Here is a 12,554-nt window from a genome sequence, read left to right on the forward strand (position 1 = left end):
TCCATGGAAATTAAGTGAAAGTGATCACAAGAAATTAAAGAAGGAGTTATTTATCGTGAAAAGAATCGTAACACTAAGCACCCGCAAACTGATGGATACCGCAAAACACGGCGGATGCGGCGCATGCCAGACCTCTTGCCAGTCCGCTTGCAAAACTTCCTGCGGCGTTGCAAACCAGAAGTGTGAAAATGCAATGAACAGATAGGATTCGGAATTTTACCGCCCATTGCTCTGCTGATGGGCGGCTATTTTTAAGAAATGGATACTATCCCTAAAGGATGGCAAGGCCGTTTCTACTTGTGTGCAAAAGGAGCTTGATTAGTAAGTATGATTCATCAATATAAACTAAACGGATACAATATCGTGCTCGATACCTACAGTGGCTCGGTGCATGTTGTTGATGACCTAGCATATGAAATTATAGCGGATTATGAGAAAACCTCTGCCGAAAAAATCGTGACAACGCTGTTGGAGAAATATAAAGATGATTCAAGCATTTCCGAGAGCGACATTCGAGAAACCATCGCGGATATCGAGGCGCTTAAAAATGATGGTCAGCTTTTTACAAAAGATGAGTATGAGAACCTCTCGCTTGATTTAAAAAAACGAAAAACTTATGTTAAGGCACTCTGCCTCAATGTTGCGCATACCTGTAATTTGTCATGCGACTATTGCTTCGCTAGCCAAGGGAAATACAACGGAGATAGGGCAATCATGAGCTATGAGGTTGGACAAAAAGCTATCGATTACCTGCTTGAAAATTCGGGTCATCATCGAAACCTGGACATCGACTTTTTCGGCGGGGAACCGCTCTTGGCCTGGAAAGTGGTTAAACAGATCGTAGCTTATGCAAGAAGCAAAGAACAAGAATACAAAAAGAAGTTCCGCTTCACCTTCACGACGAACGGGATGCTGCTGAACGATGAGGTCACCGAGTTTTTAAATCAGGAAATGTACAATGTCGTATTAAGCCTGGATGGAAGAAAAGAGGTTCATGACCGGCTTCGCCAAACGGTTAACGGAAAAGGCAGCTACGATCATATTCTTCCGAAGTTCAAGGAATTCGTTCGTAAGCGCGGGGACCAAGAGTACTATGTACGAGGAACCTATACCCGTAACAATGTTGATTTCACCAATGATATATTTCATATCGCAGACCTTGGTTTTGACAAAATCTCGATGGAACCGGTCATCTGTGATCCAAGGGAACCCTATGCACTTACCGAGGAGGACCTCCCGGAGATATATAACCAGTACGAAATTCTCGCGAAGGAAATGATCGGGCGTGGTGAGCAAGGCAAGGGATTTACCTTTTATCATTACATGCTTGACCTCTCGGAAGGACCTTGCATCCAGAAAAGAATCACGGGCTGTGGTTCAGGAACCGAATATCTTGCTGTCACCCCTTGGGGAGAGCTTTTTCCTTGCCACCAGTTCGTAGGGGATGAAGAGTACAGCATGGGAAACCTCTGGGATGGCATCACAAAGCCAGAGCTGCAATGTCAATTCCAAGAGAGCAACTGCTACTCGAAGCCGGAATGCAAGGACTGCTGGGCTAAACTCTACTGCAGCGGCGGTTGTCCTGCCAATGCGCTGCACGCGACAGGTTCCCTGGTCGGAACCTATGACTTCAGCTGTGACGTCTTCCGCAAAAGAGTCGAATGTTCCATGATGGTGAAGGTTGATGAATCTATTAGAGCGATGGAAGGGCAATCTAGCTAGTTAACGTAACGGACGAATAAACTATAACCGAGAAATAGACACTTCAAAATAAGGTGTTATTTCTCGGTTTTTTTGTACGGAGAAGAAGGACTGTAAGACAAGAGAGACTATCAGTTTCTGCAAAGGGCAGATCACTGATTGTCTTTTAATTTGAATCTATAGAATGAATTCCACGCGATAGGTTGGTATATCGTTGTTCTAGCTATGTATTATTTGATGTCTACATAGCACGATGAATGACACCTGAAAGCGGACCGAAGGATAAAATCTGGGGGTCAGATATTGCCTCAGGCCTCCATTTTATTGGACGTCGTAGGTACGTGTCTATATCTGAATAATAAATCCCTTCAGGGATTTTGCATAAAAAATTTGCAGATCTATGTAGTATCTATTTAAATGAAAATAACGATCTATTCCAAAAACAGAGAGTTATCTCCCACTATCACTTCACTAACCTTCCCCCAACAACTCTCCAACAGAAACCTCCAATGCTTTCGCAATGGCAACCACCTCATAATCCTGCACAAGTCTATATTGACCTTCCAATCGCGATAAACTGGTTGGACTGATGTCTAAACCGAAGGTTTGCAACCTGGCAAGGAAATCCTTTTGCTTCATTCGCTTAGCTTTTCGAATAGCTACAACTCGGGTTCCAATGATATTTTTGTCACCCGGGGGCTCTTTGCGATGCCTCATTTTGGTGTCACCTCACAATTTAACTAAATTGTATGCGAGGTAAGTATTGTTTTAATGCGGATATCGAATTAAAATAAGATAAACCGATAAACGCATTAAAATTTCCATACATCGTCTACAGATATAGCTTTTCCCGGAAGGTGGGGGTGCAATGCAACATCTGATGTGCAAATATGAGGAGGAAAAGCGCAAGCTGAATGAACTCGGACAGCAATCACTGGAGCAGGGAATTCCGTTAAGCAGCAATGAAGCGGTTCAGGCCCAGAGTCGTAAGGTTGACGAACTGATTAATCGGATGTACCAAGAAAAAAACGGACATGCAGCGTCATTTCGTTTGAGTTTCTATCTTGGAGGGGATATGTTGAGCTTTCCTGCATGGTTTTTACAGACGATTCAAGGTCGAGTGGATGAGGTGACCGCACTGATTGAACATCAATCCGAGCCTAGGCATGTTTTTGAAGAAGAGCGCAAAGCTTTTCAAACGTTGTTTGACTCCATGGACATTGCACGTATGCCAGAGTTTGAGCATTGGGAGGATAAGCTTCAATCGAAGCAAGCTGTTCTTTATGAACGTCTATATCTTCAAGGACTAAAGGATGGCATGCAGCTTGCAAATGCCTTTACTGCCCCTTCAGTTCTCTCGGACTAAGACATGTCCTGCGGGTAGCGGAGAAGCACATAGGTATCGGAACCAAAGGGGATATATGCATATCTTATCTTCGGACTGTCAATGCGACAGTCTTTTTTTCTATATATATATTTGGAATTTTTGTTTTTTTAGATGCTGTTCATCTAAAAAGAGGGCAGACCTTCATTCATGATTTGAATAAAGGGATATCTTCCCATATTGTCGAATAACCATACATATTGTAAATCTATATCAGACGAGGTTTTGCTATGTTTAAAGCGCTATTGTCTCTCTTTAAAAAATCCGACACTAAGCCACCACAGGCAGTGCGTAAGGCACAAACTCCCAAGTCGAAACCGAAGGTTGCTTCCACACGAATTGGAGAGTTAGGTGAGCATAAAATCAATATTCAACTCGACCAGTTACCTAAGGAGTGTAAATCGTTAAGCGATCTAATGCTCCCTAATCCCAAGTCTCGAACAGGTTACACCCAGATTGATCATATCGTTATTTCCCCGTATTGCTTATTTGTCATTGAGACGAAAAACTACAATGGGAAAATTAAAGGTGGGCGAACGGATCAACAATGGTCAGTGAGCAACCGTTACAAGATGTATAATCCGCTGAAGCAAAACTATGGACATATCAAGGCCATCGAGAGCCTGATACAAGGTATAGCTGCAGTGAAATTTATCTCTATGATTTCATTCACTATGAGATGTCGATTCAGTATTGATCCGGATCTTCGGAAAATCCACTCGGACGAACTGGTTGTCTATGATGTGGAACTAAGTGAGTTTATCTCTAGGAAGTTGATTAGTTTAAAAACGGGAACCCCTGAACCTCCTATTTCTGCGGCGCAGGTCCAAACTATATATGATCGTTTGGCTCAGGCTAATGTTACCGATTCCGAGATTCGCAAACTTCATGTACAGAGAATAAAGGGAGGTCCACTATGAAAAGTATGTGGCTTGTTCGAGCAGGAGAAAGGGCATATCTTATTAATGAATTTAAAGATAAGCAAGCTGTAGCGATTGGTTGGGCTCCATTGGGAGATATCGGTGGGGTAAATACACTGCAAGAGATGAAGAGGCTTTTGAAGGTACGGTATCCTGGATATAAAGAGGGTAAGATCAATATTACTGCTGGTCAGATTTTTCGTTTTGTAAGTGAATTTAAAATAGACGACCAAGTAATCACATATAATCCTGAAGAGCGACTCTATTACATAGGAAGAATCAAGTCGAATTATGAATTTAAGCCAAATTATATTACGGATAAGCCTCATATTCGCAGAATAGATTGGGAGGGGACTGTATCTAGAGATGTTTTGACGGCAAGCGCCCGGAATACGCTTGGTTCCATAATGACTATTATATCTATCCCGAATGATGTTCAGAAGGAATTGCTCAAACAAATGGTAATCGGACAGACCGATGGTAATCAACCAAGTCAACCCATAGAGTCTGTGCAAGCTGAGACGGAGGAAGAAGCCGAAGAATTAGAGCTAATTAAGGAAGACGTCATTGAGAAGTCCAATGAATTTATCAAAGATAAGATTGCTAAGTTAGACTGGGAGCAAATGCAGGAACTTGTTGCGGGCATCCTTAGAGGAATGGGCTACAAGACACGAATATCACCCAAAGGGCCGGACCGGGGAAGAGATATTTTTGCATCCCCAGATGGTCTAGGGCTTGAAGAACCCAGAATTATAGTGGAAGTAAAGCACCGTTCTGGCAGTATGGGATCTAATCAAATACGTAGTTTTACCGGAGGATTAAGAGTAGGAGATCGGGGGATTTATGTATCTAGTGGTGGATTCACAAAGGAAGCAAAATATGAAGCGGAAAGATCGAATATTCCTTTATCGTTAATAGACTTGGATCTGCTCGCGGAGTTAGTAACACAATACTATGATCAATTTGATTCAGAGACACGGACATTAATACCGTTAAGAAAAATATATTGGCCGTTATAAATTTGAATGTTTTTCTATATAGACATTCTTTTGAAGAAGAGCAAGGCCTTCTAAGCGTTATTTGTCTCCATGGATATTGCACGTAAGCCAGAGTTTGAAAATTGGGAGGATAAAGTTTCTTTAAAGCAATCTGTTGTTTATGAACTTTTATATCTACAGGGACTTAAGGATGGCATGCAGCTTGCTAATGCATTTGCTCCTTCTGTTCTCTCGGATTAAGACGGAATTACAAGGTATACGTTAACTATATGTTGGGGCTGTCCATGCGACAGTCCTTTTTCTTATATGCATGATTGGAAGGAATACATTCCCATATTGTCGAATTACCAAATATATTGTAAATCCAGATGACTACGTATTGCTTATTTGTCATTGAAAGACGAAAAACTACAATGGAGAAATTAAAGGTAAGCGGACGGATCAACAATGGTTAGTGGGTAACCGTTACAAGATGTATAATCCACTAAAGCAAAACTATGGCTATATTAAGGCCTCAATTACAGGTTGAATCGATCTATGACCAACTGAGCCAAGCAAATATTACAGACTCAAAGATTCGCAAACTTCATGTAAAAAAATATGACTACTAGAAATCGTTAACTAGTCTTGGAGGTCAACATGCCATTACCGGAATCAGTCACGCAGATTTTCAAGCGTAAGCAAAAATCATACAAAATGGTCCTCATCCTATCCTTAATTGAAGAGCTGAGAGCAACCAATCTGGAGCGCGTTTCGTTCGATCACGTTAAGGATCGGTTTCTTGAATACTTTATAGCTGAACAGGAAAGAGGAAATCGGGTGGATCAGCCACCAGGACGGGAGCTATGGAAGGATGCACCTAAAAGCCAGCTTAAAGATATTATTAACAGTCCAGTTAATGCGCTCTCGCATATTTTGTTTGTGAACTCGGAAGATAACACCATAGGATTTCATAGCCAGCTTCGAAGCCAGCTAGGGGAAGAGGGGCTTTTGCAATTGGAAAGTCTGGCCTATAACGAACTGGGTTCTTATAACGGCGCTTTGCAGCATTTCTCTTTGCAAGGTTATCTGGAGAAGATCATGGCGGAGTACACTTCTGCCAAAAAAGAAACCTTTGCAAGTCATGCACTAGGTACGTTATTTCGTCAGACACTTCCTTCTGAGCTCAAAGCGTTACCATTCTTAGATGATCAATATAAAATTCAAGGTTCTGTTGGTCAAGGGAATTGGGCAACAGTTCCTTGGCTTGCAATACTGGATAAGCGGATCACGGAAACGACTCAGCGTGGGGAGTATGTTGTGTATCTGTTTGCTGAGGATATGAGTGCTGTCTATCTTACTTTTAATCAAGGAGTGACGGCGCCTATTCAAGAGAAGGGGCGTAGAGAAGGTTATGCCTATCTGCGATCTCGAACACAAGACATACAAGGGCTCCTTTCACTGAACCATATGAATAAGGATGATAATATACACCTGGTAGATAGTGGTCTAGGTCAAGATTATCAGGTGTCTACTATCGCTTACATCAAGTATGAAAGAGGAGCCGTTCCGAATGACGAGCAACTAATCCAAGATCTCGAGAATGTGATGGAAGATTACCGTCTATATGTGGACACTGTGACTTCTACAGGTAATGTAGCTGATAATGAGGAAGTGGAAGTAGTGACGCAAGAAGCGGCGCCCTTACAGGATGAACAAGTAACAGGTATCCTCCACCAAATCCAATCCCACATCCGCCGCAAAGGTTTCTTCTTCCCTGAGCACCTTATTGAAAACTTTTACCTCTCACTAAAGACTAAGCCTTTTGTCATTCTGGCAGGCATATCGGGCACGGGAAAGACTCGGTTGGTGAAGCTGTTTGCTGAGGCTCTTGGTGCAACGGGAAATAACGGCCAGTTTACCTTGATCCCAGTGCGGCCGGATTGGAGTGATCCTGCGGATCTGCTGGGGTACAAGGATCTTTCGGGCAGGTTCAAACTGGGTCCGCTTACGGAAGTATTAGTAGAGGCGCGGAAGCCGGAGAATGGACATAAGCCATATTTTATCTGTATGGATGAGATGAACCTGGCGCGGGTAGAGCATTATTTCAGTGACCTGTTAAGTGTGCTGGAAACGCAGGACTGGCAGGAGGGGAAGATCCAGACACAGGATCTCATATCTTCTACCATGCTGGATACGCCTGAGGATCAAGTGAAGTTTGGCAGCCTCGGTATCCCGGAGAATGTGTTCTTAATCGGGACTGTGAATATGGACGAAACGACACATCCTTTTAGCAAAAAGGTACTGGATCGAGCCAATACAATAGAATTCAATTATATTAATCTGCAGCAGTATCCGGATTTGGGTGTGCAGGTAGAGACGGATGATCCCGCTGATCTTGCCGAACTGAATCATCTTTTTCTGCGCTCCGATTATTTGCAGCTAGTGGATGCCTATGATGCCAACAAGGAGCTAGTTGTTCGGACGACAGAGAGATTGGTTAAGATCAATGCTCTGCTTGAGGATGTCCTTGCTCATGTAGGTTTCCGGGTACGCGATGCGATTTGCTTCTATATGATCTATAACGAACGGTACAAGCTGATGAGTGAGGAAGAAGCTTTTGACTGGCAACTGCTGCAAAAGATACTGCCGCGCATTCAAGGGAGCCATTCATCGGTTCGCCGGGTATTGTTGAACTTGATGAAAGAGGCTCTGAGTACCAGATCTGGTGTTACAGTAGACTTCCCAGCTTTTATGGATGATGCTACTCCGCTGTATATGAGATGGGCTGCTGGACAAACTCCCCCTACGGCCAAACATCCACAAAGTGCGCGTAAATTGGCTTTTATGCTTAGGAGGCTGGAGGAAGATGGATTCACCTCATACTGGCTCTCTTAATCAGGCGGTAGAATTGCTCCGTGTAGAAACGGAGCTTTTTACGCTTTTTCTGCAAGGACGGCCTTATCATCCTACGGTGGAGACCTTGCAGCTTCATCGTTCTTCTAGTCAGGAGTGGGTGAATGCGCAGCTTGGGCTTGTTTGCTCCGAACGGCTTGGTAAGGTTCAGATTAAAGTGTTTTCCCCTGAAGTCCACGGAATGGTGGACTGGCAGCCGGGGGAGTCTGTTTTTCCTTGTTTTTATGAGACACAGTCGTATGAGCTGGTGATTCAGAAGAAGACCGCTGCTAACCTATCTTTTTATCATGAAAATGTGCTGCTTCGGCAGGCAATTAAGCCCCTAGGTGAGTCTATTCTTGCGGGTGTGCTGAACTTTGGGAATGAGGTCGGTTTGACGGAATGGGAGATCCGTAGTTCAGGACAGGCTTTGCTGCGGGTAGAGATGGAGATCTTTCCCTCAAAAATGGATTACAAGCTGGATTACCAGAATATTTTAAATGAAGTGAATGAGCAGATTTATAATTTGGCTTTTGATTTTTTGCGCAAAACCTACCAACTAACAGGCTTGCGGGAGACGCAGCATCAGAGCTTGACGGAGTTTTTTACCATACTTCAGCATGTATTTAGACAGCTTCTGGATGCGGTTGAGCGGATTAACAAGAATCCCCATTACGCTCTGCTCCAGGACCGCCGACTAGTGGATGCTAATCGGGTCAAAGAGGCAGGAAGAGAGAACATCCGCGAGCTCGCGAAGCATCCCGAACGATTAAGAGAAGACATGAACCATGGATTCTTGACCATCGGCAGCCGAAATTACACAGCCACACATTTAATGGAGACACGAAGACGTCTCGCCTATGATACTAATGAGAATAGGTTCATCCGCTGGATGCTGGAACGCATTCATGGAAAGCTGAAAGAGCTCAAGGGTCGCTGGAAGATTAAAAACCGAACCCCAGATCCATTACTTATAAAAAGGTTAGACACCATGCTCACTCAACTAGAGCGGGTGCTCAAGATGGACTTTTTACGTGAGGTTGGAGTACTGAGGCAGATGTCCGTTACACTGGTGCTGCAGATGGCCCCTGGATACCGCGAAGTCTATCGCTGTTATCTCATGCTGCTCAAAGGCCTGTCGATCCAAGGCGATCTGCTGCGCCTGTCTATGAAGGATGTCGCGCAGCTCTATGAATACTGGTGCTTCCTCAAGTTGAATCAGCTCCTGGGGCAGAAGTACAAACTGGTGAAGCAGGATATTATTAAGGTGAATCGGAACGGTATTTTTGTTACACTTGACCGCTCACAGAGCGCTAAGATGGTGTACGAGAATCCAGTTAACGGAGAGCAGTTCATCCTGTATTATAATGCGATTCCTAGCTCGGATAGGACCCCGACGCTCAGCCAGCGTCCGGATAATGTGCTGACACTGAAGAAGAAGGATGCTGGCAAAATCAAAGAGTATAAGTATGTTTTTGATGCGAAATATCGCTTAAATCCGGCTTATGAAGGGACTTCCTATCACCGCACTTATAGGCAGCCTGGTCCTGAAGAGGATGACATCAACACCATGCACCGTTATCGGGATGCCATTGTGTATCAGGAGAAGGGATCGGGAGAATATGAGCGAAGCATGTTTGGCGCCTATGTGTTATTCCCCTACCCGGATGAGGAGCGATATAAGACCCACCAATTCTACAAAAGCATCGAGCTATTGAATATTGGCGCTTTGCCATTCCTACCGAATTCTACAAGCCTGATGGAGCGATTCTTGGATGAGATTATTCAGGATAGTCCGGAAAAAGCTTATGAACGCTCGACTCGTCCGCGCGGCACGAAAGAATACTATGCCAACCAGCTTGCGGGCAAAAATGTGCTTGTTGGTTCTGTCCGGGGACCCGAACAAGTGGAAGTGGCGCTGCAGAAAGCTTTTTATCACATGCCGTTAAGGAATCTTGCAAATCAGAAGATCCTAACGCAAATTGAATACGTAGCGATGTGCCAATCCCGCAAAAAGTTCATTGATCCTGTAAAAACGGGGATTCACTGGGTAGGGAAAGTAGCGGATTGGAAGGTGCTGCGGCGTAATGAGATTAAAGAGGTTCCTTGTCGCCCGGGTACTGAAGAAGATCTGTATGTACGATTTACGGTTGAGGAATGGAAAGCAATTACGTCTCCTATCATGCTAGGTGGTCAAAGAATACAAACGGTGCTCTATACGAGTAAATATATTCTGGATCGTGCCTTGGAAATCGCGGAGCTTCGCTTAGAAACGGAGGGAGATCTTCGTGAATGGCGTGAGAAGCGCCGAAAGGGCAGAGTGAAGGTGAAGTTGGATCATGAGCAGTATGTGGACTTAGGGAAGGTTGTTGAAGTTCGGAATATTTAAGGTTAGTGAAAATGTAGTAAGGTGAACGAAAACATCATCGAACTCAAGCTGAATCATACGTAAGTGGAATTGGCTATAGTGTAGCTAGCACGAATACTTTAAGTATTCGTGCTAGCTTCTGGTTTTGAAGTGATGGTGTATAATTCGCAAAATGTGCTAAAAGAGGTATACTCCGGTGAATTATTGTTTTTTTGGTTCGTGACAGATTAAATTGGAAGATTAGTGCTGTGAAAATTATAAATGAAATGAAAGAGAATTTCATTTGAACAATTGAAGTACATAAATTATGAAATTAATTGTAACGCAGAGATTCTCCCCTTTTTTACCTCCCTATATCCACCTCGCAATTCTAGTATCAACGCTTTCGCGGATAACACTCTTTTACCGCCATTGTTTCGTCCACTTGCCTATAAGCTCGCCGAAACATCAGCTGACCTTGTTCATAATAGATTTCCCCTTATCCCACAAATTGGGTTCGAAGTTGCTGTATCTTCTATTGAATGAATGTTGAAAAAAGCCGCTGGCTTCCGCGTTTTTTACTCACTATCCACAATTATCAAAACATTTTGTTAATGCTCCGCCCGTTTTTCCGTATTAACATATGTAAGTTTCTTCACAACAAATTGCGCAATTTGTTTAGCTTTTCGATGAAGGTGAGGTGGAAGGAGGGTGGAGATGGAGGTTATTCAGGGTAAAGTGGAGCGTTACATGAATACCGAAAGATCACGTGAAGCTATCATGTCCAAAGAGGAATTTACCCGGATGTATGATACGTACTACCAACGTGTTTACAAATATATCTGTTATCGGATTAATAACCACCACGCGGCAGAGGACATATGCAGTCAGGTGTTTGAGACTGTGATGTGTAAGTATTATAGTTTTTCACAAGAAAAATCGAATTTTGAGGTGTGGCTGTTTGCCATTGTAAGAAATGCTGTGACGGATTACTTTCGGGCGCAGAAGAAAAGAAGCTATACCTCACTGGATTCGTTGCTGGAGCTTATATTTCCCAAGCCGTCTCCTGAGGAGCTGGCGATCCGTGAGGATAATAATCAGGCACTATTCAAGGCGCTCTCCAAGCTGCGTGAGAAAGAACGCAATATCATTGCAATGAAATATGGGGCTGGGCTGAAAAATTCCGAAATTGCACAGATCATGGGAGTTAGTGAGTCCAATATCGGTGTCGTAGTATATAGAAGCTTGAAAAAACTGCATATTTCCTTAAAGGCAGGAGGGTTCAAAAATGAATAAGAAAGATGATCTCACCAAATTCAGCAAGACCATAGAACGGCTTGAGAATGCCGAACAGGACAGCACTACCGCCAAAGAAAGAATCTATAACCGCTTGATATACAAATTGGACCATGGGGCTCTTAGCCCCCAATCAGAGATAAAGGACGGGATAACGATGAAAAAAAACAGCTGGAGAAATGCAATAGTGATTGGCAGTGCAGTAATTTGTCTGGGTGGAGCATTCTCTGCAACCTCCTATGCACAGGATATGTTCCAGTCGATCATGGCAAAGTTTGAAGTGGGAAATCTCGAAATCACACAATACGATAAGGAAATCCCATCGGCAACACAGTCAATGACTCCATCTGAAGATGCCCAAGGTGGGGAGAATGCGGTCATTGAATTGCCGGTTGCAGCTAAGTTGAGTCTAGATGAAGCACGTGCAGCACTTGGCATGAACTTCCCGGCACCCGATTGGATGGGAGACTATGAGTTTGTGAATTGTGTTCTTCAGGGGACCAGCATGGTTGAAGTGCAGTATAATTCCGGTGAGAATGCTGTGAATTTTCTAATCTCCAAGGGCGGGGACAATGGGATCAGCACTACGGAAGAAGTGAAGACAGAAGTAATTAACGGGACTAAGGTTTATTATGCAAATGGAATTGTGATTTGGGAAGAGGATGGCTATACAGTAGAGTTGTATTCCCAAGTAGACTTTGACCAAGCTACACTAGGGAAAATCATTGATAGCTTTAACATTGGTGCTCCTGTTCAGCCTTTAGAGCAAGGTCAAGTGAAGGAGAACTCGCAAAAGAATGGCGCAGCAGTTGCAGCTCCGGCTCCGGCTCCGGCTCCGGCTGTAGATTCAAAATAAAAGACTTACTCCGGGCAGCAGCAGCCTATAGTTACACACAGAAGACGCGAGGGGATTAGTCCCCTGAGCGTCTTCTTTTTTGAGCACACTTTTATAGAACGTTCCCCAACCATTGCCACCCCCCAAAAACAAAAGTATAATTGATAATGATTATCAATTGATGAATGAATAAAGAGTT

At 43.6% G+C, this 12,554-nt stretch carries 12 protein-coding genes; 11 read left to right on the forward strand and 1 reads right to left on the reverse strand.

All coding sequences use genetic code 11. The annotated features are described in order from the left end of the window. The first annotated feature begins 55 nt into the window (after nucleotides 1-55). Together scfA and scfB are read left to right on the forward strand one after the other, a co-directional pair. Nucleotides 56-205, forward strand: a complete 150-nt coding sequence (scfA, locus tag MHH86_RS03485) for a six-cysteine ranthipeptide SCIFF (protein WP_076098734.1) — start codon at nucleotides 56-58, stop codon at nucleotides 203-205. Nucleotides 206-327: 122 nt separating this feature from the next. Beyond that, on the forward strand, nucleotides 328-1,722 hold the full coding sequence (scfB, locus tag MHH86_RS03490) for a thioether cross-link-forming SCIFF peptide maturase (RefSeq protein WP_076098733.1): 1,395 nt from the start codon (nucleotides 328-330) through the stop codon (nucleotides 1,720-1,722). A gap of 450 nt (nucleotides 1,723-2,172) precedes the next feature. Here the strand turns inward: scfB and MHH86_RS03495 are convergent, their stop codons facing one another. Beyond that, on the reverse strand, nucleotides 2,173-2,418 hold the full coding sequence (locus tag MHH86_RS03495; RefSeq protein ID WP_036684794.1) for a helix-turn-helix transcriptional regulator: 246 nt from the start codon (nucleotides 2,416-2,418) through the stop codon (nucleotides 2,173-2,175). A gap of 151 nt (nucleotides 2,419-2,569) precedes the next feature. On the opposite strand from MHH86_RS03495, the gene MHH86_RS03500 reads away from it, so the two are divergent. From MHH86_RS03500 to MHH86_RS03540, 9 genes are all read left to right on the forward strand, one after another. Beyond that, entirely contained in the window at nucleotides 2,570-3,067 is a 498-nt protein-coding gene (locus MHH86_RS03500) for a hypothetical protein (protein WP_076098732.1), read from the forward strand. 248 nt (nucleotides 3,068-3,315) lie between these two features. After that, nucleotides 3,316-4,005 carry a nuclease-related domain-containing protein gene (locus MHH86_RS03505; protein WP_076098731.1) on the forward strand — a complete coding sequence of 230 codons (690 nt, stop codon included), beginning with the start codon at nucleotides 3,316-3,318 and terminating at the stop codon, nucleotides 4,003-4,005. After that, nucleotides 4,002-5,024, forward strand: a complete 1,023-nt coding sequence (locus tag MHH86_RS03510; protein WP_076098730.1) for a restriction endonuclease — start codon at nucleotides 4,002-4,004, stop codon at nucleotides 5,022-5,024. The genes MHH86_RS03505 and MHH86_RS03510 overlap by 4 nt, the downstream gene beginning before the upstream one ends. Before the next feature lie 69 nt (nucleotides 5,025-5,093). Further along, nucleotides 5,094-5,243 (forward strand): hypothetical protein, encoded by a 150-nt coding sequence (locus MHH86_RS03515; protein WP_176462595.1) that lies wholly within the window; start codon nucleotides 5,094-5,096, stop codon nucleotides 5,241-5,243. A 181-nt stretch (nucleotides 5,244-5,424) separates the two neighbouring features. Beyond that, nucleotides 5,425-5,532: an NERD domain-containing protein gene (locus MHH86_RS03520; protein ID WP_081382388.1), complete on the forward strand. Its 108-nt coding sequence runs from the start codon at nucleotides 5,425-5,427 to the stop codon at nucleotides 5,530-5,532. Nucleotides 5,533-5,642: 110 nt separating this feature from the next. Then, the gene (locus MHH86_RS03525; RefSeq protein WP_340888486.1) at nucleotides 5,643-7,880 is read left to right on the forward strand and encodes a DUF3578 domain-containing protein; all 2,238 of its coding nucleotides are present in this window, start codon (nucleotides 5,643-5,645) and stop codon (nucleotides 7,878-7,880) included. Next, a complete protein-coding gene (locus MHH86_RS03530) occupies nucleotides 7,852-10,266 on the forward strand; it encodes a restriction endonuclease-like protein (RefSeq protein ID WP_342479641.1) in 2,415 nt (804 codons plus the stop codon). Before MHH86_RS03525 ends, MHH86_RS03530 begins: the two co-directional genes overlap by 29 nt. A gap of 675 nt (nucleotides 10,267-10,941) precedes the next feature. After that, nucleotides 10,942-11,520 carry a sigma-70 family RNA polymerase sigma factor gene (locus MHH86_RS03535; protein ID WP_081383426.1) on the forward strand — a complete coding sequence of 193 codons (579 nt, stop codon included), beginning with the start codon at nucleotides 10,942-10,944 and terminating at the stop codon, nucleotides 11,518-11,520. After that, the gene (locus tag MHH86_RS03540) at nucleotides 11,513-12,376 is read left to right on the forward strand and encodes a hypothetical protein (protein WP_076224367.1); all 864 of its coding nucleotides are present in this window, start codon (nucleotides 11,513-11,515) and stop codon (nucleotides 12,374-12,376) included. The genes MHH86_RS03535 and MHH86_RS03540 overlap by 8 nt, the downstream gene beginning before the upstream one ends. Nucleotides 12,377-12,554: the final 178 nt, after the last annotated feature.

The organism is Paenibacillus sp. FSL F4-0097, from assembly GCF_038593125.1.
In the GTDB taxonomy this organism is placed as follows: Bacteria; Bacillota; Bacilli; order Paenibacillales; family Paenibacillaceae; genus Paenibacillus_AQ; species Paenibacillus_AQ odorifer.